Consider the following 23,284-nt stretch of genomic DNA (forward strand, 5'->3'; position numbering starts at 1 on the left):
AACCAGGACCTGAACCTGTGCGCGCAAGAGGGCGGAAAAGCTCATGATCAGCCTTGAAACCGTCAACGCCATGACCACGGAAGACTTTGTGGCGGCCTTTGGCGATGTGGCCGAGCACAGCCCCTGGGTGGCGCGTGCAGCCCATGGGTTTGCGCCCTTCGCCAACCGGGCCGCGCTTGTTGCCGCGTTCGAAAGCGCCATGCGCAACGCGTCCCATGCGGATCAGCTGGCCCTGATCCGCGCGCACCCGGACCTTGCCGGCAAGGCGGCATTGGCGGGGGAGGTTGCGGAGGATTCGCGCAAGGAGCAGGCAGGTGCCGGCCTCGACAGATTGTCCGCAGAGGAGTTCTCCCGCTTCACGGAGCTGAACGGCAGCTATCTTGGAAAATTCGGGTTTCCCTTCATCTTCGCTGTCAAGGGCGCGGACAAGCACATGATCCTGGATGCTTTTGAAGACCGCCTAGAGAACACGCCCGAGATAGAATTCGGGACCGCCCTGGTTCAGATTTCTAAAATTTTTCGGTTTCGTCTGGAGGATAGGATATCTGAATGACGATGCGGAAACGCAGGCACTCAGCAGTGAAAACATTTTTATTCTAATATTACGTTACGTAAATTCATGTGCATTTAACTGCACTAAATTCGCCATTTTGATATAACTTTTGACTAATATATTCATTTAACGCTGGAAGGTTGATATTGGTCAACATACAATCCCGCTAGTCCGATTAATGATTAGCCGGCCTGATATCAGGCCGGGAATTTATTCCTGTTCGCAGCATTTTGAGGCAAGGCGGGGGCCGCATGCGTTTAACGGAAAGAACAGATATCGCGGTCCGGATCCTGATATTCCTGTCCCTTTTCAAGGGGCAGAAGGTGTCGATCGATCAGCTGGCAGAGCAATATATCGGACACCGCGCCCAGATCGTAGCCGCCGTTCAGCAGCTCAGAAAGGCCGGAATGATCGGGTCGATCCCAGGCCGCAACGGCGGCATCTGGATTGAAAAGGACCCCTCTGAGATTTCGGTCGCGGAAATTGTCCGCATGTTCGAAACCGATTTCGCCATGACCACCTGCATGAACCACAATGACGACTGCACCCTGATCGGCAGCTGCCGCCTGCCCAGGCTCCTGAATGAGGCCCTGGCCCGGTTCTTCGAACCTCTGGAAGCCGCCACGATCGCCGATCTGATCGTCCCCAACGCCATGCGGATCATTGAAGGGAACCGGGAAGACACGGAGCGGGTGAAAGCCTTCACACCGGTCCGGGCGGAAACCGGTGCGTCATAGCCAGACGTTTATTGCCGCCTTTGCCGCTTAAGAAGCAGCCTGCATTCAATCAGGATTTCTCCGAGAGTGTCGTCGGTGTTCTCGATGATAATCGGTCGGAACGATCTAGGACAGCCGGTAAAGACGTCCCCCCTTTGGATGCTGCGCATGCGTGGCTAAATCTCAAGGCTGAGTACTTAGGGCGGTAGGGTGCCGATGGTTGACATTCTGCTGCCAGGCGGTCGCACAAGGAAGTAGCTACGAGGGCCCTTCTAAGACGGCTATATTTTCGAACGCGTTACCAGTCCAAGTATCGTCGGAAAGCTCCGGAGCCCTTGGCGATCCATGCCCTTTTGGCGCAATCATTATCTGTAGGCGTGGCAGGCCGTATGCAAAATCTGTATCGACGGCAGCCGCTGATGCCCTTAGAAGTAGGTTCAGTTGGCGACATCGTCGAAACTTCCTGATGAACATCTCTTGCAGAGGGCTGTCCTGAGGTAGCGCGATGCCGTTTTGTGGACTTTGAGGACTTGGCCCAATAGGTTTGGTCACCCCGGTCTAAAGTCATGCCTTTTGAACAAAGGGGCGAGATGAGAGAGTCGAACCAAAAGCCATTACTGATGACGTTCAAGCAGTCTGGAATTCAATTCATTGACGAGAACGGAGGCGGTGCAGGCGAACGTCTAGCCAATCCCCGAAGGCTAATTGAATGACCCCTCCTCCTGTCGCCCCCAAGATTTACCATATTGTCAATGTCGATAGGTTGCCTTCGATTATTGCGTCAGGGAAGCTGTTCTGCGATTCCACGATCGTTAACATGAATGCCGCTGGGACGACCATCGGTATGCGGACGATTAAGCAAAGACGTTTTGAGCTTCCGGTGAAGTGCTACAGCAATGCGGTGGTCGCAGATTTTGTGCCATTCTATTTTTGCCCTCGATCCGTGATGCTGTACGTCATTCATTGTGCGAACAGCCCAGAACTTGCTTACAAGGGTGGGCAGGGGCCTATTATCCACTTGGAAGCTGACCTTTATAAGGTGGTATCCTGGGCAAACGGAGCAAGGCAAAGTTGGGCGTTCAGTGGAAGCAATGCTGGTGCTGCTTACTCGTCGTTCTGGAATGATGTCGCTCAACTAAACCAACTGAACTGGCCCCACATAGAGACTAACCAGTGGGCTCAAGCAGACGTAAAAGAAGCTAAGCAGGCCGAGTTCCTCATGTATAAGTTTTTTCCTTGGCATCTGGTCGATAGGATAGCTACCCAAAATCTGGCAACCTATAATCAGGTGCAGAACAACCTCATTCCAGCGGCGCACAAGCCCCAGGTGGGATTAATCCCTGCTTGGTACTATTGAAGGAGGTTTCAATGATTACTTTCTTAAAGGGAGATATCCTCCAGGCAAACGCTGATGCCATTATCAACACGGTGAACTGTGTAGGTATCATGGGTAGAGGAATCGCCCTTCAGTTCAAAAATGTCTTTCCTGAAAATTTCAAAGCCTACGAATCGGCATGCAAGCGCGACGAGGTTAATCCCGGCCGCATGTTCGTATTCGAGACTGGCGAGTTGAGCCCACGCTACATCATTAACTTCCCGACCAAGCGGCATTGGAAAGGCAAGAGCAGGATCGAGGACATCGATTCCGGTTTGATCGACCTCGTGAAAGTGATCCAGCGTTTCCGGATCACGTCTATTGCCGTGCCACCTTTGGGCTCCGGGCTCGGAGGTCTTGACTGGAACGACGTCCGACCAAGGATCGTTGCTGCGCTTGAACCCTTGGATTCTGTGCAGGTATTGATCTATGAGCCTCATGGTGCCCCCGATGTTGCCGCTATTGCCAGAAATAAAAAAGTCCCGAAGATGAGCCCCGGACGAGCTGCGCTCGTAGCTCTTCTTCAGCGCTATCTCAACGGGTTAATGGATCCGTTTGTTACGCTGCTAGAGGCCCATAAGCTGATGTTCTTCCTACAAGAGGCAGGGGAGCCGCTCGGTCTGAAATATCGAAAGGCACCCTATGGACCGTATGCGGAAAACTTACGGCATGTTCTGCGGGACATCGAAGGTCATTTGCTTTCAGGTTATGCTGATGGCGGAGACGACCCCACAAAGCAGCTCTCCATTATACCAGGCGCAAAAGAGGACGCCGAAGCTTTCCTAAAAAATAGACCGGAGACGCTTCAAAGATTCGATCGGGTTGCAAACCTCGTGAGTGGTTTCGAAAGTCCATTTGGCCTCGAATTGCTTGCCACGGTCTGCTGGGTAGCGAAGAACGAAGGCGCGACTACAGCAAAGGAAGCGGAAGAGCTTGTTTACGCATGGAACGCGAGGAAGCGCAGGTTCAGCCCGCAGCATATCGAGCTTGCGCTTGAGACGCTGGCGGATCGTGGTTGGTTAATGTCCAGCATCAGCACGGGTGGCGCGAGCAGTAGCTCCATGCGGCGATCGATCACGATTGCTACTGCCGATACCGAACAATAACTCTCTCAGCTGAGAAACGACCCTATATGATGCTACGCTTTCAGGATGTTTCTAATTGAATTGTTGCTTTCAATCCGCCTTTAGCTCTCAGAGCAAGGGTGAGATTGGAACGGAGGCATTGGAGCTATATACGCTTTTGCGAGCGGCATTCTCGCAATACAGAACGATAGAAATGAAGGCGGGAAAAGCCGTAACATGTGAACAGCTTTGAGGAGCGTATCCAAGTCGGACAGCACAATCGAACAACTTCTATCGGATACCAAGCGAACCTGCGCACAAAAAAACGAGACTTGATCACTGCTCTGTCGAAGCAATTCGCTCTTTAAAACCATGGAATCAAGGGAAGTGGCGGATGGGGTGGGATTCGAACCCACGGAACGCTTCCACGCTCGGCGGTTTTCAAGACCGCTGCCTTAAACCACTCGGCCACCCATCCGTTGCCTTCCGTTTCCAATCTTGCGTGCGGAATGTCAAGCGCCTGCATGCCCGTGAAGGCTGTTCCTGACAGATATCCGCAAGCAGATGCCCGAAAACAAACAGCTCCCCGGGTCCTGGGCTGTGGATCCGGAGAGCTGAGAGAAGAGCTGCTGGCTCCCGTTCTTGGTGGGCAGGGCAGAGAACCAGCAGCTGAAGCCGGTGTGGCCGGCTGTCTCCGGGAGTGGGCGTCCCCGTTGACATGAGGAACTTTAGGCAGTGGAACGATTCCCGGCTGTGATGCGCATCACAGCTTGGCGCATTGGCAAAAATACGAGAGAAAGCGGAACCTGCGGCAATCCGCCTCCGGATGCGGCAGGTGCTGGCGGATGCGCCGGAAAGCGCAAATCTGTCCGGAAACCTCGCGGTTTTCAGCCCGCCTTGCTGCGGCAGCCGGACCGTTTCCGGCAAAAAGCATTGACCCGGGCGAACACCTATCGACGTGCCGTTCATGATGAGTTAATGAGTTTGCTATCTACATGGTTGCTGTGCGCTCTGGCGGGGGCTGGGCGCATCGCCGAGATGGGGACATCCAAGGCAAAATCCGGCTGGTGCCGGAGCCATCCGCAGCAGTTGAGGCGTGCCACCGGTGCGCAACCTGTGCGGATGATGGATAAACCCGTGTCCGGCAGCAGTAAGCATGTGTTGAATGCGTGTGCATGGGGCCGCCAGCGCGTACGAGGTAGGACGGCAGAATGCAGGATCGAAGCAACCGGTTTGAGCAGCAGGCCCAAACGCCTGAAATGCGGCAGGCGGGCGGCATCGCGTCCTCTTCTCCATCAAAGACAAAAACTGCGGGACCAGTGGCAGAAAAATCCAGATCCTCAGCAAAGTCCAATGTTTGGCCGATGCTCCGCACCGTGTCTTGCGTCATCGTCGCAGGCGGGATTGTCGCGGCTTGCGGAACAACGCAGCAGTCAACTTCCAAGTTCAGCCCGAAGAAATATGGCGTGAAAGGCAGCCCGCGCATCGTGGCCGACGGACAGCCCGTGCCCAAGGGAGGCGGACGCTCCATCGTCGGCAAGAAGTACAAGGTTGCCGGTAAATGGTATTATCCTAAGGAAGACCCGGATTATGAGGCAGTCGGCCTCGCATCCTGGTATGGCCCGACCTTCCATGGCCGCCAGACGGCAAATGGGGAAGTCTTCGACAAGCGCGCGATCTCCGCAGCGCACACCACCATGCCGCTGCCGTCCTATGCCCGCGTGACCAACATGAGCAATGGCCGCTCGATGATCGTGCGCGTGAATGACCGTGGCCCGTTCCATGGCAACCGCGTGATCGATCTGTCCGAGCGCGCCGCAAACCTTCTCGGCACCAAGGCAGCCGGTGTTGCCAAGGTGAAGGTGGAATATGTCGGCCCGGCCCGCATGGATGGCCGCGACGAGCAATATCTGCTTGCATCGCTCTCCGGCCCGGGCTCCGTGGCGCCAGGCGCGACCATGCCAGGCACGATGCTTGCACAGGCCACGCCTCCGGCTCCGCTGGACAACACGCCGGTGCTCAGCTACGGCGCAACGGCTCCGGCTCCCGCGCCCCGTCCTTATCTGACGGCTCTGACGCAAGTGGCCTCCGCAGCGCCAGCAGCGCCGGCCTATTCGGCGTCCGCCTCCTATGACATTGCCTATGACCCGGCCATCGCGTTCGAGGCTACGGCAACCAATGTTCAGGTGGCCTCTGCCAACACCTTCTCTCAGCCGGTCATCTCCACCGGGTCTCCCGTTGTCGAGACAATCCCGGCAGCCTATGTCGAGCCGATGGCTCCCGCGTCCGGAACGCTTGGCGTTCTGCGTGTTCCGGCGGGTGGCCAGATGTCGTCTCTCGTGAGCGGCAGCGCGGTTTCGTCCTACCGGGCCGACAGCCGGATCAGCGCAGCCCATGAGGCCGCTGCCAGCTTCAGTTCCGGGTCGATCCCGCTGGCGCAGCTCGTGAAGCTGCAGCAGGGCAGCTAGGCCTGCCTGCAACCATCAGATGACGAAAAGGGCGGTCTGGAAAATCCGGGCCGCCCTTTCTTGTTCCGGGCCGGGAAACAGGGCTATTGTGCCGGCATCGTGAGGCAAGGTGGAGGATGCGCGTGAGGGCACTTCGGGACAGAGGCGGCTTGCCGCCATTTTGGCGCGCCTTTGCTGCAAGGGGCGGTTTCGCGCTTCTTGCCGGACTGTCCGTGATGGCAGCAGCGTTGCTGCCCGCAGCGGCTGAAACGCTTGGCACCCGCGCGCCGGTCGCCTTCCTCTATGCCCCCGGCACCAGCACCAGCCTTTATCTCAAGGACGCGGACAAGGCTTTCGAACCAGGTTCCCTCGTCAAGGTGATGACGGCGGCGGCGGTCTTTGAGGCGCTCTCAGGCGGTGAGGTCACCCCGGAGACCACCTGCAAGGTCAGCGAGCACGCCTGGCGCACCGGCGGCGCACCGTCCCGCCGGGCCACCATGTTTGCGGCGATCAAGTCGGAGATCCCGGTGATGGATCTTCTGCGCGGTCTCCTGATTCACAATGCCAATGACGCAGCGATCGTGCTGGCCGAGTGTCTGGACGGCAGCGAAGAGGCTTTTGCGGGGCGGATGAACACACTGGCCGCCTCCCTTGGCATGAACGGCAGCCATTTCGTCAATCCGACCGGCTATGGCACGCTGGAGAACCCGGACAGTAAGGGCGAGGCGAGCCGGACCACCGCGCGGGACATGGCGAAGCTGGGGCAATTCATTCTGGAAAAGCACTGGGATTACTATCCGCTTTTTTCCGAACCGGAATTCACCTGGAACAACATCTATCAGCGCAACAAGAACCCGCTCCTCGGCGAGATCCGCGAACTGGATGGCATGGGCGCGGGACAGGCCGCGAGCGGCTTTTCAGGGCTCGCCTCCGTGGAGCGCAATGGCCGCAGGGTCATCGCGGTTGTCGCCGGACTTTCTGATGAAAAGACGCGTCTTGCGGCCATGAAGGAAGTGGTCGAGGGCGCTTGGGACTATTTCGCCGTCGAAAGGATCTTCGCCAAGGGCGAAACGGTGACCGAGGCCAAGGTCTTCGGCGGGACGGCGTCGACCGTTCCCTTGCGGACGGTCTCGGACGTGGATGTGCTGCTGCCGCGCGGCGGCACGCTGGACTATCGGCTGAGGGTTGTCTATTCGGGTCCCCTGAAGGCTCCCGTCAGGATGGGCACTCCGTCCGGCGAGATTCAGGTGCTCGGAAATGACGGCATCGTCTACCGCGCTCCGCTTGAAACAGCGGGTGAGGTTGATGAAGGCAGTCTCGAAGAACGGGCGCTTGGGGCGGTCAGTTATTATCTGTTCGGCTGGTTCTGAGGGCGGAAAAGATCCCGCCCAGATGGGAGACGGCTTGGAGCAGCACAGGATTGGGCAAGACGTGCAGGGACGGTTCATAACCTTTGAAGGCGGCGAAGGGGCAGGCAAGACCACCCAGATCAAGCGCCTGAAAAGCTATCTGGAAGACCGCGGCCGCAAGACGGTTGTCACCCGGGAGCCGGGCGGCTCGCCGGGTGCCGAGAAGATCCGCGAGATGCTGCTCTCCGGTGCGGCCCGGGATCTGGGGCCGCGCGGCGAAGCCATGTTGTTTGCTGCGGCCCGTGCCGATCACGTTGATCATACGATCCTTCCCGCGCTGGAGCGCGGCGAATGGGTGTTGTGTGACCGGTTTGCAGATTCCACCCGCGTCTATCAGGGCGAAGCTGGCGTGGATCCGGCCTATCTCGACCTTCTGGAGACTGCGGCGGTTGCCGGTGTCCGGCCGGATCTGACCATCCTCATCGATGTGCCGCCGGAGATCGGGCTTCAACGGGTGAATTCCCGGGCCGCGGAAACGGCTTCCGGAGGTCCAGACCGGTTCGAGGCGGATGATCTCAAGGTTCATGAGCGCCGCAGGGTGCTGTTTCTCGAACTCGCCAGAAGCCATCCCCAGCGCTTTGCCGTGATTGACGGGCGGCAGGATGCGGACAAGGTAACAGGGGATATCCGGAAGGCAGTCGAAGCTCATTTCGCGCTGGAAATCGGGGAGGGTGCCCATGGCCCGCGCGACTGAAGTGATTGAAGCGCCGGAAGTCGATTCACTGCCCGGCATCCCCTTGCCCCGTGAGCGGGCCGTGCTGGTCGGCCACAAGGATACGGAGCAGGAGCTGCTGGACGCCTATCGATCAGAGCGCCTGCATCACGCCTGGATCCTGGGGGGCCCGAAAGGCATCGGCAAGGCGACGCTTGCCTATCGTTTTGCCCGGTTTGCCATCGCCAATCCGGACAGGTTTGGAGCGGCAGTGGCTGTGGCCCGTGATCTCAGCGTGCCGGAAAATCATCCGGTCTTCCGCCAGATTGCTCAGGGCGCCAATCCGAATCTACTCCATCTGCGCCGCCCCTGGGACGAAAAGGGCAAGCGATTCAAGACGGAACTGCCGGTCGACGAGATTCGCAAGACCGTCTCTTTCTTCGGTACGACCGCGTCTGCCTCCGCCTGGCGGATCTGCATCGTGGATGCGGCGGATGACATGAACATCAGCTCGGCCAATGCCTTGCTGAAGATTCTGGAAGAGCCGCCTGCACGCTGCCTGTTCCTCGTTCTCTCCCATGCGCCGGGGCGCCTTCTGCCGACGATCCGTTCCAGATGCCGCCGGCTCGATATGTCGCCCTTGAGCGGCGATCAAATCGCTGAAGGCCTTAAAGGCCTGTGCCCCGAGGATTTGCCGGGATCTGCGGAAATGGCCGACCTGATCCGGTTTGCCGATGGCAGCCTGCGGTCCGCGCTGACGCTTCTGTCCGGCGATGGTCTGGCGATCAACCGCGGGTTCGTTCAACTTGCCGAACAGGCGCCCAATGTGGACCTGGCCGCTCTTCACGGGTTGGCTGATCTGGTCAGCGCCCGCGGCCAGACCGACAATTGGGAAAGCTTCCTGCATATTGCCCGCCAGTGGCTGCATCAGCGCATGCGGGCGGGCGCTCAGACGGGCACGCCGCAAGGTGCTGGTGAGGGTGACCGGCAAGGTCTCGGGCGTCTTGTCAGCTGGGCCGACATGTGGGAAAAGATGAACCGCGCGGCGGCGGATGCCGACGCACTCAATCTCGACAGGAAACAGGTAGTTCTCGACGTGTTCCGGACCCTTTCCCAGGTCATGCGAATGCCCCGGTAAGGGCACGAAGCGGAGCTGCCCCAAGAGCTCCCGAACCCTGTTTCCCGGACCTATCCGTCTTTCTTTTCAGGCGCCTGCGCCAGAACATTCAAGAGCGTCATGACCGACCGACAGAGCTATTACATCACGACCGCCATTTCCTATCCGAACGGCGCCCCCCACATCGGCCATGCCTATGAGGCAATTGCGACCGATGCCATGGCCCGTTTCCAGCGGCTCGACGGGAAGGATGTCTACTTCCTGACCGGCACGGATGTTCACGGCCAGAAGATGCTGCAGACCGCCCAGAAGGAAGGCATCACCGCCGCTGAACTGGCGAACCGCAATTCCGACCGGTTCCAGGCGATGGTCGAGGCGCTCGGCTGCACCAACAACGACTTCATCCGCACCAGCCAGGAGCGGCACTACAAGGCATGCCAGGAAATCTGGCGCCGCATGGCCGCCAACGGCGACATCTACAAGGACAGCTATTCCGGCTGGTACTCCGTCCGCGACGAAGCCTATTACCAGGAAGCGGAAACGGAAGTGCGTGAGGATGGCGTGCGCTATGGCCCGCAGGGCACTCCGGTCGAGTGGGTGGAAGAGGAGAGCTATTTCTTCAAACTGTCTGAGTATCAGGACAAGCTGCTTGCTCACTACGAAGCCAATCCGGACTTTATCGGCCCATCCGAGCGCCGCAACGAGGTCATGAGCTTCGTCAAGGGTGGCCTCAAGGACCTGTCCGTTTCGCGCACCACCTTCGACTGGGGTGTGCCTGTTCCGGGCGACGACAAGCACGTGATGTATGTCTGGGTGGATGCCCTGACCAACTACATCACCGGCGTTGGCTTCCCGGATGAGGAAAACCCGCTGTGGAAGCATTGGCCGGCGGATGCCCATATCATCGGCAAGGACATCATCCGGTTCCACGCGGTCTATTGGCCCGCGTTCCTTATGTCCGCAGGCCTGCCGCTGCCAAAGCGCGTCTACGCCCATGGCTTCCTGTTCAACAAGGGCGAGAAGATGTCGAAGTCCATCGGCAACGTCATCGACCCGTTCAATCTGATCGAAGCTTACGGTCTGGACCAGACCCGCTACTTCTTCCTGCGCGAAGTGCCTTTCGGCAAGGACGGCAATTACAGCCATGAGGCCATCGTCAACCGGATCAATGCGGATCTGGCCAATGACCTCGGCAACCTGGCGCAGCGCTCCTTGTCGATGATCTTCAAGAACTGCGACGGCAAGCTGCCGGCGCCGGGCGCCTACAGCGCGGAAGACAAGGCCATTCTGGATCAGGCTGATGCCATGCTGGCAACCTGCCGGGCTGCCTTCAACCGTCAGGAACTGCACCTGGGCCTTGCCTGTGTTTGGGAATGCGTGGCGGAAGCCAATCGCTATTTTGCGGCACAGGAGCCCTGGGCCCTCAAGAAGACCGATCCGGAACGCATGGGCACGGTGCTCTACACCACCGCCGAAGTGATCCGCCAGATCGCGATTCTGGCCCAGCCGGTGACACCGGTGGCCGCCGCCAAGCTGCTCGACAACCTGTCTCTCGCCGGAGAGGACCGTGTCTTTGCCAAGCTTGGGCCGGACAACCGCCTGACGCCGGGAGCAAGCATTCCCAAGCCGGAAGGCGCGTTCCCGCGTTATGTCGAGCCGGAAACGGAAGCTGCAGGTTGACGACCAACCTATCCACTCGTCATCCCGGACGCAGCGAAGCGAAGATCCGGGATGACTAGGCGGCAGGTTTTCATTTTCTCAGACGCCACTATCTATTGGCCTTCTCATTCAAACAATCGGCAAAGCCTCTCATGATCGTAGACAGTCACTGCCATCTCGACTTCCCGGATTTTGATGGAGAACGGGATGAGCTTATCGCCCGCGCCCGCGAAGCAGGTGTGGAGCTGATGGTGACGATCTGCACGCGGATCCGGAAGTTCGGCCAGATCCGGGCCATCGCGGAGCAGTATGACAATGTCTATTGCTCGGTCGGCACTCATCCGAACAATGCGACGGAAGAAAAGGGTATTCCGGCCTCGGAAATCCTGGAGCTGACAAAGCACCCGAAGGTGGTCGCCATCGGCGAGGCGGGACTCGACTATTTCTACGATTACGCCAAACCGGAAGACCAGCAAGCGGGCCTTCGCACCCATATTGCTGTGGCACGCGAAACCGGTCTACCGCTGGTGATCCATTCGCGTGACGCGGATGCGGACATGGCAGCGATCCTGGAGGAGGAGATGGGGAAGGGGGCCTTTCCGGCCATCCTGCACTGCTTCTCGTCGGGACTGGATCTGGCGCTAAAGGGCGTCGAGCTTGGCCTCTATGTGTCGTTCTCGGGTATCCTGACCTTCAAGCGCTCAGAGGAAATCCGGGATATTGCCCGCCAATTGCCACTGGACCGGCTTCTGGTAGAGACGGATGCGCCCTATCTTGCGCCTCAACCCCGGCGCGGCAAGCGCAACGAACCGGCCTATACGGCGATGACTGCAGCCGTGCTGGCCGAGACTTGCGGCCTGTCCTATGAGGACATGGCCCGTCAGACGAGCGAGAACTTCTTCCGGCTGTTCAAGAAAGTGCCGCGTCCTGCCGAATTTGCAGGAGTTTCCTGATGACGAACGACCTGACGATCACCATTCTCGGCTGCGGCTCCTCCGGCGGCGTGCCCCGGATCGGCAATGACTGGGGCGCTTGCGATCCGGCCAATCCGAAAAACCGCCGCCGCCGCTGCTCGATTCTGGTCGAGCGCCAGTCAGCCACCGGTAAGACCACGGTTCTGATCGATACGGGGCCGGACCTGCGCGAACAGATGCTGAGCGCCAATGTTCAGGCTCTGGACGCTGTTATCTACACCCACGCCCATGCGGATCATCTGCATGGTATCGATGACCTGCGCATGTTCGCGATCCGAACGAAAAAGCGGGTCCAAGCCTATATGGACGGGGCGACGCTCGCCCGGATCCAGGAAGCTTTCGGCTACTGTTTCAGGACACCTTACGGCTCATCCTATCCGCCGATCATGGAAGCAAATCTGATTGAGGCAGGCAAGACCGTGCGGATCGACGGGGAGGGTGGACCGATCAGCTTCCTGCCGGTCGAGGTGGTCCACGGCGACATCAATGCGCTCGGTTTCCGCATCAACGACCTCGCCTATCTGCCTGATGTATCGGACATTCCGGCGGCGTCCGCGGTGCATTTCAAGGGCCTGAAGACCTGGGTCCTCGATTGTCTGCGCCACGCGCCGCATCCCAGCCACTTCAATCTGGACGATGCTCTCAAGTGGATTGCGGACATGGCGCCGCAAAAGGCAGTGCTGACCAATCTTCACAATGACCTGGACTATCTGGCTCTTGCCAGAGAGTTGCCGGAGCAAATCACCCCCGCCTTTGATGGTATGGTGATCAAGGTTTAGAGCGTGTCGTATTTGACCGGATTCTGGATTCCCTTTGGTGTTGATCCGTGATTCCCTGCTTTACATCGAAACAGGGAGGTGTTGATGGGCAAGCCACATCCTTTGGAACTCCGGCAGCGTGTTGTTGCGCATGTCGATGCGGGTCATACGCACAGATCGGCGGCAGCGCGGTTCGCCGTTTCGGTCAAATTCGTCAATGACATGGTCAAGCTGAAGCGTGAGACCGGGGCGCTGTCGGCCAAACGGCAGGGCAATCCGGGCATTGGCAAGCTGACACCCCATGCGGACTGGATCCGCTCCCAGGTCGCAGCGAAGAGCGACATCACATTGGATGAGCTGGTGGTTCTGCTGGCGCGCGAGAAGCAGATTACCGTCCACCGTTCTTCGGTCGGGCGCCTGTTCCAACGGCTTGGGCTGACGCACAAAAAAAGACCTGCAAGCGCTTGAGCAGAAGCGGGCGGATGTCGCAAGTCAACGGTATTGCTGGATCGTCCATCGCCAGCCCTTCATGGCCCATATGCTGGAGCGCCTTGCCTTCCTGGACGAAACCTGGCTGAAAACCAACATGGCCAAGCGCACCGGCTGGGCCCCACGCGGCCAAAGGCTTGTCGATCATGCGCCCTTCGGCCACTGGCGCACGCAGACCTTTGTCGCGGCCCTGCGCCATGACAGGCTGGCCGCGCCCTGGATCATCGACGGCACGATGAACCGGGCGACATTCAACGTCTATGTCGAAACCCAACTCGCGCCGACGCTCAGGAAAGGCGACGTCGTCATCCTCGACAACCTGTCCAGCCACAAAAGCCCCCGCGCTGAGCAGGTCTTGCGCGAGCGCGGCGCATGGTTCCTCTTCCTCCCGCCTTACTCACCGGACCTGAACCCCATTGAGATGGCCTTCTCAAAGCTCAAAGCCCTGATGCGAAAAGCCGCCGCAAGAACATACCAAGACCTGTGGAACGCAGTCGGGCACGTCTGCAATCTCTTCCCCGAGGAGGAATGCTACAACTTCTTCAAAGCCGCAGGGTATGGAACTAATTAAAACCGACACGCTCTAGAGCTGGCCCAATGCAGTCAGGAGCAAAGGTTCAGCGCTGCGGCTCAGTGCCATAGGCTGCTAGAAAAACGTCCACGGCCGAGGCAACGTGCCGTTCGATTTCTTCCGGCGCGGGCGACCCTTCCACATTCAGGAGAATGCGGCGAAGAAGCTGGGATACGCAGAGGCTGAAGAACTGGCCGGCTGCCATTTCAACATCGCAGTCCGTCTTCAGTTCGCCTGTAGCGATCCGTGTTTTGAAAAAAGCCGCCAGTTTGTCTGTGCCACGCTTGGGCCCGGCTTCATAAAGCAGAGCGCCGAACTCGGGGAATTGCTCTGCCGCGCCAACAACCATCCGGAACGTGGAGACCCTTTCCGGCTGGCACATCTTGCTCACATAGGCAAGACCAGTGCGGTAGAGAACTTCCCGGACAGGTGCGGGGTTCTGGGTGAGCATCAAGCCCCGTTCCGCCTGATCGGCCCGTTCCCAGATAATCAGCGCTTTGAACAGCTCCTCCTTGTTGGGGAAATAGACATAGAGAGTTCCCTTGGAGACGCCCGCTTCCCTGGCAATCATCTCCATGCTGGCGCCGTCGTAGCCCCTGGCCCGGAACACGACCCGCGCCCCCTCTAGAATTTGAAGCCGCTTCGCCGGTTCCGCCGGAGCTTCCGGCTGTGCGGCCTGATCTGCATTCATGATCTTTCCCCGTCCTCCCCCGAAAGGAAACGCACCTTCCCAATTCAAGCCTCAGCCCCGGTTGCCCGTCAAACCCGTCCCACGAAATAAAGGGGGATAGTTTCGAAGTGCCAAGCTGAACTTGCACTGCGAAGTGTACTTTGCTATGTTGAATTGACCGAACCGTTCAGTCAACAGCATCCGCAGCCGTCTTTCTCCCAAGCAACGGCGATCACAAACGGTTGAACGGCAGATTTATTGGGGCATTTCCGTGAGCGAAAAGATTGAAGCACCGGCTGAAGCGCCGCAAACCAAATCCGTTGCGTCCGGACCCGCCAAGCAGAAGAGCGGCAAGGCCAAGAAGATCCTGACCATCGTCCTGCTGGCCGGCGTCAGCCTGTCCGGGTTTGAAGGCTACAAGTGGTGGACACATGGCCGCTTTGTCGAAGAGACCGATGATGCCTATGTGACTGCCGATATCACCACTGTTCTGTCCAAGGTCTCCGGCTATGTGTCGGAAATCGCGGTCTCAGACAATGAAATTGTCCGGCAGGGCGACGTCCTGCTGACCATTGACGACGGCGATTACAAGCTGGCCTTGCAGGCTGCCAAGGACGCGCTCAACAGTGCAAAGGTGACCGTCAACCGGATCGGCGATCAGATCAAGGCTGGCGAAGCCTCCGTTCTGGAAGCCCGGGCCGGGGTTAAGTCCGCAGAAGCCGCTCTTGAAGATTCCAACCTGACCTACAAGCGCCAGGAGAGCCTCACCAAGAGCAGCGTCGCCAGCCAGGCAACACTCGACAGCGCCCGCACATCACAAATGAGTGCCGAGGCCAAGCTGGAACAGGCCAAGGCCGCCGTTGCCATCGCGCAGGCGAATATTGCCGTTCTGCAGGGCCAGAAGAAGGAAGCCGAGCAGGCAGTCAAGTCGGCCCAGACCTCGCTTGAAAAGGCGCAGAGAGACCTTGACTTCACCATTGTGCGGGCCACCGTCGACGGCATCGTCGGCAACCGGGCCGCACAGGTCGGGTCTTTCCTGCAGGCAGGCAGCCGCATTGCGGCGATCGTTCCCCTGAGCGAGGCGCATATTTCCGCGAATTTCAAGGAAACCCAGCTGGGTGAAATCCGGCAGGGCGCAAGCGTCAAGGTGTCGGTCGACGCCTATCCCGACGCAACCCTGACCGGCAAGGTGGAAAGCATTTCCCCGGCGACCGGCTCGGTCTTCAGCCTGCTGCCTTCGGAGAACGCGACCGGCAACTTCACCAAGGTTGTCCAGCGCGTTCCGGTCAAGATTGTTGTGGCTCCGGAAGAACTGGCAGCTCATCCGCTGCGCGCCGGTATGTCCGTCATCGTTGAAGTCGACACCCGGACGGGCGGCGAAGGCAAGCCTGCGGAACTGGCATTCAAGAACTGACCGTCAAAACTGGCAGGCATCGAGAGCATAAGAAATGTCCGAAGCGGCAGCCCCAGACACGATCGACAAACGGAAGCTCTTCACCTTCCTTTGCATGGTCTTCGGCATGTTCATGGCGATCCTGGACATTCAGATCGTCTCGGCCTCCTTGTCAGAGATCCAGGCGGGGCTGAGCGCTTCTCAGGATGACATTGCCTGGGTCCAGACAGCTTATCTGATCGCCGAGGTGATCATGATCCCGCTGTCGGGGTATCTGTCGCGCATGCTGTCGACACGCTGGATGTTCACGCTCTCTGCCGCAGGTTTCACGGCCATGAGCCTGATGTGTTCGACCGCCACCACGATCAACGAAATGATTGTCTGGCGGGCGCTTCAGGGCTTTCTCGGCGGCGGCATGATCCCGACCGTGTTTGCCTCGGCCTATACGATCTTTCCGCGCAGCAAGTTCAGCATCATCTCTCCGATGATCGGTCTGGTCGCGACCCTTGCGCCGACCATCGGCCCGACGCTTGGCGGCTATCTGACCGAATACGCCTCCTGGCACTGGCTGTTCATCATCAATGTCATCCCTGGCATTCTGGTGACCATCGCCGCCGCAACCCTGATTGATTTTGACGAGCCGGATTTCAGCCTGTTCGACCGGTTCGACTGGGTGGGCTTTGCCGCCATGGCGGTCTTTCTCGGATCGCTGGAATATGTGCTGGAGGAGGGGGCTTCCGACGACTGGTTCCACAGCGAGGAAATCGTTTTCTTCGCAACACTGACGGCCTTTGGCGCCCTCGTCTTCTTCTGGCGGTGCTTCACCGCAGAAGAACCGGTTGTCGATCTGCGCGCCTTCAGCGACAAGAATTTCGCCATGGGCAGCATTTTCAGCTTCACCATGGGCATCGGTCTCTACGGGCTGACCTATCTCTATCCGGTCTATCTGAGCGGTATCCGCGGCTACACATCTCTGCAGATCGGCGAGACCATGTTTGTCTCCGGCCTTGCCATGTTCATGGCCGCACCGCTTGCAGGACGCTTGATGGGCATACTGGACCCGCGGCTGATGATGGGCCTGGGCTTTGCCGGCTTCGCGCTTGGAACATGGATGGTCACGGGCCTGACCCATGACTGGGATTTCTGGGAGCTGTTCGTGCCGCAGATCCTGCGCGGTGTTTCCCTGATGATCAGCATGGTGCCGATCAACAATATCGCGCTTGGCATGCTGCCGCCGCACATGATCAAGAACGCATCGGGTCTGTTCAATCTGACGCGAAACCTGGGCGGCGCTGTCGGTCTTGCACTCATCGGGACGGCTCTGACCAACCGTCAGGACTTTCATTATGAGCGTCTGTCTGAGAGCCTCAACTGGACGCGGCCTGTCGCCACGGAGACGCTGGATGCCATGACCCGCGCCTATTCCAGCCTCGGGTCCCTGTCGGAAACGGCGGCCTTGAAGGCCTTGTCCGGCATCGTGACCCGAGAGGCGTTCGTGATGTCTTTTGCCGATGTGTTCCTGATCCTGACCGGTCTTTTCACAATGCTCCTGTTTGCGCTTGTCTTCGTTGACAAGCCCAAGGCAGGGGTGAGCGGCGGGGGCGGGCACTGACCCCCACCTCCGGCCCCGCCGCTGCATTTTTCCCGGATTTCCTCTGAAGCCATCTGAGAAACCTGCGAAAATTCTTTGATTTCTGACGATTTTTCCGTAAATTACACGAATGGAACAAGACGGGAACAAAATATCCGGAACCTTTGGCTCAGTGGGGATTGGCCAAGGCAGTTCACAAGAGAGGCGTGCCCGGAAGCCTTCCGGGCAAAAGCGGCTCAAGCTGCCGGCAGAAGACCGGCTGACCCGGTCCGCGATCCATTATCTCGACAGATACGGCTCATCTTCGGAAAACCTGCGCCGCGTTCTCAGCCGCAAGGTAGACCGTGCGGCCAGGTTTCATGACAAGGATCCCGCTGACTTTTCCGGTCTGATCGACGCCGTTGTCGAGAAATGCATCCGCTCGGGAATGGTCAATGATCAAGCCTTTGCCGAAGCGAAAGTTGCCGCAGACAGACGCCGTGGCCGGTCACAACGGCAAATCGCCATGAGGCTCCGGTCCAAGGGCGTTGCCGCCGATACCGTCGCTGGCGTACTTGAGCGCGACGAGACAAGCGATCTGGAAGCAGCCCGGATTGCAGCCCGCAAGAAGCGCATCGGTGCCTGGCGTCCGGAGCCGTCCCGCAAGGACCATCGCGACCGCGATCTGGCCGCGCTGTGCCGCGCCGGGTTTTCCTATCAGACAGCCCGTTGCGTGATCGACGAAGATCCGGACTCCGATGACAGCAGCGCAGCGGATGAGACCCAATGATGCAGAAGTTCCGGTCCGGGCAGCTTGATATCTAGGACGGAACCAAACGATAGACGGCCAAGCCGCTGAGGCAGACCGGACACGGAATACACGGCAGTTTCAGACCCGGCAGCGCCGTATTTTACCTAATCCAATATAGTTCCATAATCTACATTATCCGATTTGGCATATAGCTGCCATTTGGTGACCACACATGGACTTGGGCTGGCTAGAGATGCAGCCCTCTCGCGTTCCTGAAGCTGTTCACTGTCAACCGTTGGAAGGACGACCGGCCTTCACACAACTGAGCGCCGACAGAGCCGCAATGTCTTTGATCACCAAGTTGCAACATGAACTGAACCGGCTGGACGCCATCCAGAAGATCCGGGATCGCAGCTAAGGTTCGCCCTGCTGCAAGAAGACCTTCCAAGGGCTGCTACAGATTGAGGTGGAACAGATTGTGGGTCAGCGCCCAGATGAAACCGGTCACCGTCACCACCGAGGCGATGGTGCCGATCAGGACGAAGCTCGAAGCCCGCTGCACATAGACGTTATATTGCTGGGCAATGACGAAGACATTGGTCGCAGGTGGCAGACAGGCCATGAGAATCGCCGTTGCGACCCAGACCGGATCGAAGCCGCCGATCCAGGACAGAAGCAGAAACACCAGCAGCGGGTGAACAAGCAGCTTCACCACCAGAACGGCGGGCAGTTCCAGCGGGATCCGGTTGGCAGGCCGCAGCGCAACGCTGACGCCCATGGCAAAGAGCGCACAGGGCGCTGCCGCACCGCTCAGATATTTCAGCATGGTGTCGATGGCGGTCGGCGGGCGGAAGCCGATGGCCGCCGCGCCGACGCCCGCAATCGTCGCCAGGATGAAGGGATGCGAGAAAACGCGCCAGACGATGCGCTGCAGCGTCTTGGTGATCGGCTCCTTGTCCGTACCGCCGACCGCCATCATCAGCGGTGCGAGAATGAAGAGCAGCGTGTTGTCGAAGCACAGGATCAAGGCGGTCGGCACGGTTGCCGCAGGCCCCAGAACCGCGAGCGTCAGGCCCGGCCCCATGTAACCGATGTTGGAATACGCACCCGCAATTCCGAGAACGGTCGATTCCGGTATGTTGCCGCTGGTCGCCAGAACGCCGATGCAGAAGGCAATCGCGAAGACTGTATAGGTGGTGAAGGTCGTCGCTGTCACGAAGGACAGGTCCGTCAGCTGCTCGATCGGGGTTTCCGACAGGAGCCGGAAAAACAGAGCGGGCAATGCGATATAAACGATGAAGAAATTCATCCAGGCAAGACCGGCCTCCGGAAGCTTCCGGAACTTGCCAGCGGCAAAGCCCAGGAAGATCAGCCCAAAGAAGGGAAAGGCCAGCGCGATGACGTCCTGCATGAAGAAATCCAGATGGGTCTTTGCGCATAAAGCGCGGGAGCCGGCAGTTTGCGAAGTCTCCCGGCGCATCGGGCGGCTTGCATACGGCGGACAGCTTGGATAATCACGCCTAACCGTTTCACCCTTGAGGGTCAACGGCAGGTCTGACGAGATAGAGCCCTGTTCACCGGGCACTCACAAGGTCTGCTTCGGTCCGTTCGGTACTGACTGGCATATGAACCTGACAAAACGCCTAGTGAAGTTGCGCTATCACATTGAAGCTCTTGGCTTGCGGGGAGCCGTGTGGCTTTTCCAGCTGATTCCGGTGGATGCGGCGTCAGCCGTCATGGGGTTCCTGTGGCGCAAGCTCGCCCCGCTCAATCCGCGCCACAAGCGGGCCTTGCGGCATCTGGAGCTGGCCCTGCCCGAGACGACCCCGGAAGAGCGGGAACGTATCCTCAGCGGCATGTGGGACAACCTCGGACGTGTTGCTGCGGAAACCTTCCACATTCCCGAACTATTGAAGCAGGATGAAAGGTTCGAGCTGGTCGCCGACGAGCTGACCCGGAAAGTCATCGCGGGTGAGCAGCCCATTGTCTTTGTGTCCATGCATTCGGGCAATTGGGAGCTTTGCGTTCAGCCGCCGACCCGCGCCGGTGTAGCCCTCGCCGGGGTCTACCAGGCCCTCAAGAACCCCTATGCGGACGAGTTGCTGCGCGATATGCGCAAGGACCTCTACAAGGCGGGCCTTTACTCCAAGGGGCACCAGACCGCCCGCAAACTGGTCAGCATCGTGCGCGGCGGCGGCACCGTCGCCATCATGAGCGACCTGCGCGAGGTCCGGGGCATCCGGGTCCCCTTCTTTGGACGGGAGGCCTATGCGACGCCGGTTCCGGCCAGTCTTGCCCGCTCCTGCGGCGTTCCCATCGTCGCCGGCCGCGTGATCCGCAAGGATGGCGTCAGGTTTCTGATCGAGGGACGGGGCATCACCGTGCCGCAAACCGACGACCGCAAGGCGGACATTCAGGCGGCAACGGAAGAGATACACAGGGTCTTTGAAGGCTGGATCCGCGAATATCCGGAACAATGGATGTGGATCCACCGCAAGTGGGCCGGAAGCTGATCCCGCAGGTTCCCCAACACCGGTCCCATTCATGCTGGTGAACGGGCTGGCTGGCCCCTCCTTTCGGCGGATGGTTGCACCGCACCAATCCGGCTATAGAGTGGGAAAGATCCAGCTTGCAGCGGAAGGACCGTGCCATGAAGACGCCCCGTGCCTTTTATCAGCCCCTCGCCATCGGCGCCCCCTCCCCGTATCGCGAGCTTCCCGTCTCGCTGGAGCGCATGATCCATTTCGTTCCCCCGCATCTGGAAAAGCTGCGCGCCAAGGTGCCGGACCTGATTTCCAGGGTTGACGTCATTCTCGGCAATCTGGAAGACGCCATTCCCGCAGATGCCAAGATCGATGCCCGGCGGGGTTTCATCCGCATGGCGGAAGAAAACGACTTCGGCCAGACCGGGCTTTGGACACGGGTCAACTGCCTCAACAGCCCGTGGTTTCTGGACGATCTGATGGAGATTTTGCCGGCGGTTGGAAACAAGCTTGATGTCATCATGCTGCCCAAGGTGGAAGGCCCCTGGGACATCCACTACCTCGACCAGCTTCTGGCTCAGCTTGAGGCCCGCTCCGGCATCACCAAACCGATCCTGATCCACGCGATTCTGGAAACGGCTGAAGGGGTCAAGAATGTCGAGGCAATTGCCGCGGCGAGCCCGCGCATGCACGGCATGAGCCTTGGACCTGCGGACCTGGCGGCCTCCCGCGGCATGAAGACCACCCGGGTTGGCGGTGGTCATCCGGACTATTCCGTTCTGTCCGATCCGGCGGGCGACGGCGCACCGCGGACCGCCTATCAGCAGGATCTGTGGCATTATACAGTCGCCAAGATGGTGGACGCCTGCCTGTCCTATGGCCTGAAGCCCTTTTATGGCCCGTTTGGCGATTTCTCCGACCCGGCCGCCTGCGAAAGCCAGTTCCGCAACGCCTTCCTGATGGGATGCCTGGGCGCCTGGTCCCTGCATCCGAGCCAGATTGATCTGGCAAAGAAGGTGTTCAGTCCGGAGCCTTCAGAAGTCGCCTTTGCGCTGAAAATCCTTGACGCCATGCCTGACGGAACCGGCGCGGTCATGATCGACGGCAAGATGCAGGATGACGCCACCTGGAAGCAGGCAAAGGTTATTGTCGATCTCGCCAAGCTGGTCGCCAGCAAGGATCCTGAATTGGCACAGGTTTACGGTCTTTAGAGATTCGGTATAATAGTCTGGAGGAAGGAAGGAACTGCCCCCTGCCCGCTTCAAGGCCATCGCCAGATCAGGTGGTGAGGCCGGAACCGGCAAGGCAGGTCAGGTAAGGAAAATGCGTACGGCGAAGTTCAAAATCGGTCAGGTCGTGCGGCACAGGGTCTACCCGTTCCGTGGTGTCATCTTCGATGTCGACCCGACCTTCAGCAACACCGAAGAATGGTGGGACGCCATTCCGGAAGAAGTCCGGCCCGTACGTGATCAACCCTTCTATCATTTGCTCGCCGAAAACGAGGAGACGGAATATGTCGCGTATGTCAGCGAGCAGAACCTCGTTCCCGACCTGACCGGCGAGCCGATCCGCCATCCCCAGTTGCTGGAGATCTTCGAGGAAGGCTCCGACGGCACCTACACGCCCCGGTCGGTCGAGATCCACTAGAGCGTGTCGCGTTTAATCGCTTTCATATCCGGCCGCTTTGAAGAAGTTGTAGCACTCCTCCTCGGGGAAGAGATTGCAGACGTGCCCGACGGCGTTCCACAGGTCTTCATAGGTTCTGGCGGCAGCTTTCCTGATCAGGGCTTTGAGTTTCGAGAAGGCCAATTCGATGGGGTTCAGGTCTGGTGAGTATGGCGGCAGGAACAGGAACCATGCGCCGCGCTCGCGCAGGATCATTTCTGCGCGGGGGCTTTTGTGGCTGGACAGGTTGTCGAGGATGACGACGTCGCCTTTCCTGAGCACCGGGGCGAGCTGCGTTTCAACATAGACGTTGAATGTGGCGCGGTTCATCGCGCCGTCGATGACCCAGGGTGCGGCCAGCCTGTCATGGCGCAGGGCCGCGACAAAGGTCTGCGTGCGCCAGTGGCCGAAGGGCGCATGATCGACAAGCCTTTGGCCGCGTGGGGCCCAGCCGGTGCGCTTGGCCATGTTGGTTTTCAGCCAGGTTTCGTCCAGGAAGGCAAGGCGCTCCAGCATATGGGCCATGAAGGGCTGGCGATGGACGATCCAGCAATGCCTTTGGCGCGCCACATCGGCCCGCTTCTGCTCAAGCGCTTGCAGGTCTTTTTTTGTGTGTCAGCCCAAGCCTTTGCAGCAAGCGCCCAACCGAAGAACGGTGGACGGTAATCTGCTTCTCGCGCGCCAGCAGAACCACCAGCTCATCCAATGTGATGTCGCTCTTCGCTTCGGCCTGGGAGCGGATCCAGTCCGCATGGGGTGTCAGCTTGCCAATGCCCGGATTGCCCTGCCGCTTGGCAGACAGCGCCCCGGTCTCACGCTTCAGCTTGACCATGTCATTGACAAACTTGACCGAAACGGCAAACCGAGCAGCTGCCGACCTGTGCGTATGACCCGCATCGACATGCGCGACAACGCGCTGCCGAAGTTCAAAAGGATGTGGTTTGCCCATAACGTTCCCCTTGTTCCGG

23 protein-coding genes and 1 tRNA gene are annotated in these 23,284 nt (G+C 59.2%); 19 read left to right on the top strand and 5 right to left on the bottom strand.

Annotated features, from left to right (window positions below; translation table 11 throughout):
- The first annotated feature begins 43 nt into the window (after positions 1 to 43).
- The 4 genes from uraD (at position 44) to darG (ending at position 3,750) form a co-directional block, all read left to right on the top strand.
- On the top strand, positions 44 to 553 hold the full coding sequence (gene uraD, locus IG616_RS04725) for a 2-oxo-4-hydroxy-4-carboxy-5-ureidoimidazoline decarboxylase (RefSeq protein WP_192146988.1): 510 nt from the start codon (positions 44 to 46) through the stop codon (positions 551 to 553).
- 251 nt (positions 554 to 804) lie between these two features.
- Positions 805 to 1,290 carry an RrF2 family transcriptional regulator gene (locus IG616_RS04730; RefSeq protein WP_192146989.1) on the top strand — a complete coding sequence of 162 codons (486 nt, stop codon included), beginning with the start codon at positions 805 to 807 and terminating at the stop codon, positions 1,288 to 1,290.
- A gap of 688 nt (positions 1,291 to 1,978) precedes the next feature.
- The gene (darT, locus tag IG616_RS04735; protein ID WP_192146990.1) at positions 1,979 to 2,626 is read left to right on the top strand and encodes a type II toxin-antitoxin system toxin DNA ADP-ribosyl transferase DarT; all 648 of its coding nucleotides are present in this window, start codon (positions 1,979 to 1,981) and stop codon (positions 2,624 to 2,626) included.
- A gap of 11 nt (positions 2,627 to 2,637) precedes the next feature.
- The gene (gene darG / locus IG616_RS04740) at positions 2,638 to 3,750 is read left to right on the top strand and encodes a type II toxin-antitoxin system antitoxin DNA ADP-ribosyl glycohydrolase DarG (protein ID WP_192146991.1); all 1,113 of its coding nucleotides are present in this window, start codon (positions 2,638 to 2,640) and stop codon (positions 3,748 to 3,750) included.
- A gap of 346 nt (positions 3,751 to 4,096) precedes the next feature.
- Here darG and IG616_RS04745 read toward each other — a convergent pair.
- Positions 4,097 to 4,186: transfer RNA gene (locus IG616_RS04745), tRNA-Ser, on the bottom strand.
- 733 nt (positions 4,187 to 4,919) lie between these two features.
- Between IG616_RS04745 and IG616_RS04750 the strand changes: the two genes are divergently transcribed.
- The 9 genes from IG616_RS04750 (at position 4,920) to IG616_RS22980 (ending at position 13,784) form a co-directional block, all read left to right on the top strand.
- Positions 4,920 to 6,176, top strand: a complete 1,257-nt coding sequence (locus IG616_RS04750) for a septal ring lytic transglycosylase RlpA family protein (RefSeq protein ID WP_246476114.1) — start codon at positions 4,920 to 4,922, stop codon at positions 6,174 to 6,176.
- Between the two features lie 122 nt (positions 6,177 to 6,298).
- Positions 6,299 to 7,525 carry a D-alanyl-D-alanine carboxypeptidase family protein gene (locus tag IG616_RS04755; RefSeq protein WP_209007286.1) on the top strand — a complete coding sequence of 409 codons (1,227 nt, stop codon included), beginning with the start codon at positions 6,299 to 6,301 and terminating at the stop codon, positions 7,523 to 7,525.
- A gap of 22 nt (positions 7,526 to 7,547) precedes the next feature.
- Entirely contained in the window at positions 7,548 to 8,258 is a 711-nt protein-coding gene (tmk, locus tag IG616_RS04760; protein ID WP_209007287.1) for a dTMP kinase, read from the top strand.
- Positions 8,242 to 9,354, top strand: coding sequence for a DNA polymerase III subunit delta' (locus tag IG616_RS04765; RefSeq protein WP_192146992.1), 1,113 nt, complete (start codon positions 8,242 to 8,244; stop codon positions 9,352 to 9,354). The genes tmk and IG616_RS04765 overlap by 17 nt, the downstream gene beginning before the upstream one ends.
- A gap of 99 nt (positions 9,355 to 9,453) precedes the next feature.
- The gene (gene metG / locus IG616_RS04770) at positions 9,454 to 11,013 is read left to right on the top strand and encodes a methionine--tRNA ligase (RefSeq protein WP_192146993.1); all 1,560 of its coding nucleotides are present in this window, start codon (positions 9,454 to 9,456) and stop codon (positions 11,011 to 11,013) included.
- Positions 11,014 to 11,144: 131 nt separating this feature from the next.
- The gene (locus IG616_RS04775; protein ID WP_192146994.1) at positions 11,145 to 11,945 is read left to right on the top strand and encodes a TatD family hydrolase; all 801 of its coding nucleotides are present in this window, start codon (positions 11,145 to 11,147) and stop codon (positions 11,943 to 11,945) included.
- Positions 11,945 to 12,745, top strand: a complete 801-nt coding sequence (locus IG616_RS04780; protein WP_192146995.1) for an MBL fold metallo-hydrolase — start codon at positions 11,945 to 11,947, stop codon at positions 12,743 to 12,745. Before IG616_RS04775 ends, IG616_RS04780 begins: the two co-directional genes overlap by 1 nt.
- An 84-nt stretch (positions 12,746 to 12,829) precedes the next feature.
- Positions 12,830 to 13,192: a helix-turn-helix domain-containing protein gene (locus IG616_RS22975; protein ID WP_246476115.1), complete on the top strand. Its 363-nt coding sequence runs from the start codon at positions 12,830 to 12,832 to the stop codon at positions 13,190 to 13,192.
- Between the two features lie 61 nt (positions 13,193 to 13,253).
- Positions 13,254 to 13,784, top strand: a complete 531-nt coding sequence (locus IG616_RS22980) for an IS630 family transposase (RefSeq protein WP_246476116.1) — start codon at positions 13,254 to 13,256, stop codon at positions 13,782 to 13,784.
- 46 nt (positions 13,785 to 13,830) lie between these two features.
- Here IG616_RS22980 and IG616_RS04790 read toward each other — a convergent pair whose 3' ends face one another.
- Positions 13,831 to 14,475: a TetR/AcrR family transcriptional regulator gene (locus IG616_RS04790; protein WP_192146996.1), complete on the bottom strand. Its 645-nt coding sequence runs from the start codon at positions 14,473 to 14,475 to the stop codon at positions 13,831 to 13,833.
- A gap of 250 nt (positions 14,476 to 14,725) precedes the next feature.
- Here IG616_RS04790 and IG616_RS04795 point away from each other — a divergent pair, with 250 nt between their 5' ends.
- From IG616_RS04795 to IG616_RS04805, 3 genes are all read left to right on the top strand, one after another.
- Complete coding sequence (locus tag IG616_RS04795) at positions 14,726 to 15,868, top strand: HlyD family efflux transporter periplasmic adaptor subunit (protein ID WP_192146997.1); 1,143 nt, start codon at positions 14,726 to 14,728, stop codon at positions 15,866 to 15,868.
- Positions 15,869 to 15,902: 34 nt separating this feature from the next.
- Positions 15,903 to 17,459, top strand: a complete 1,557-nt coding sequence (locus tag IG616_RS04800; protein WP_192146998.1) for a DHA2 family efflux MFS transporter permease subunit — start codon at positions 15,903 to 15,905, stop codon at positions 17,457 to 17,459.
- A 151-nt stretch (positions 17,460 to 17,610) separates the two neighbouring features.
- On the top strand, positions 17,611 to 18,207 hold the full coding sequence (locus tag IG616_RS04805) for a regulatory protein RecX (RefSeq protein ID WP_343072343.1): 597 nt from the start codon (positions 17,611 to 17,613) through the stop codon (positions 18,205 to 18,207).
- Between the two features lie 415 nt (positions 18,208 to 18,622).
- Here the strand turns inward: IG616_RS04805 and IG616_RS04810 are convergent, their stop codons facing one another.
- Positions 18,623 to 19,579: an AEC family transporter gene (locus IG616_RS04810; RefSeq protein ID WP_192147000.1), complete on the bottom strand. Its 957-nt coding sequence runs from the start codon at positions 19,577 to 19,579 to the stop codon at positions 18,623 to 18,625.
- 214 nt (positions 19,580 to 19,793) lie between these two features.
- Between IG616_RS04810 and IG616_RS04815 the strand changes: the two genes are divergently transcribed.
- The 3 genes from IG616_RS04815 to hspQ all read left to right on the top strand — a co-directional run bounded on the left by IG616_RS04815 (position 19,794) and on the right by hspQ (position 22,298).
- Positions 19,794 to 20,681, top strand: coding sequence for a lysophospholipid acyltransferase family protein (locus IG616_RS04815; protein ID WP_192147001.1), 888 nt, complete (start codon positions 19,794 to 19,796; stop codon positions 20,679 to 20,681).
- A 137-nt stretch (positions 20,682 to 20,818) separates the two neighbouring features.
- Positions 20,819 to 21,862 carry an HpcH/HpaI aldolase/citrate lyase family protein gene (locus tag IG616_RS04820; RefSeq protein ID WP_192147002.1) on the top strand — a complete coding sequence of 348 codons (1,044 nt, stop codon included), beginning with the start codon at positions 20,819 to 20,821 and terminating at the stop codon, positions 21,860 to 21,862.
- A 112-nt stretch (positions 21,863 to 21,974) separates the two neighbouring features.
- Positions 21,975 to 22,298 carry a heat shock protein HspQ gene (gene hspQ / locus IG616_RS04825; protein WP_192147003.1) on the top strand — a complete coding sequence of 108 codons (324 nt, stop codon included), beginning with the start codon at positions 21,975 to 21,977 and terminating at the stop codon, positions 22,296 to 22,298.
- A gap of 12 nt (positions 22,299 to 22,310) precedes the next feature.
- Here hspQ and IG616_RS22985 read toward each other — a convergent pair whose 3' ends face one another.
- Both IG616_RS22985 and IG616_RS22990 read right to left on the bottom strand, forming a co-directional pair.
- Complete coding sequence (locus IG616_RS22985) at positions 22,311 to 22,886, bottom strand: IS630 family transposase (protein WP_343072344.1); 576 nt, start codon at positions 22,884 to 22,886, stop codon at positions 22,311 to 22,313.
- 16 nt (positions 22,887 to 22,902) lie between these two features.
- Positions 22,903 to 23,265 carry a helix-turn-helix domain-containing protein gene (locus IG616_RS22990; RefSeq protein WP_246476117.1) on the bottom strand — a complete coding sequence of 121 codons (363 nt, stop codon included), beginning with the start codon at positions 23,263 to 23,265 and terminating at the stop codon, positions 22,903 to 22,905.
- Positions 23,266 to 23,284 lie beyond the last annotated feature (19 nt).

It is taken from the genome of Roseibium litorale (assembly GCF_014842915.1).
Taxonomy (GTDB): domain Bacteria; phylum Pseudomonadota; class Alphaproteobacteria; order Rhizobiales; family Stappiaceae; genus Roseibium; species Roseibium litorale.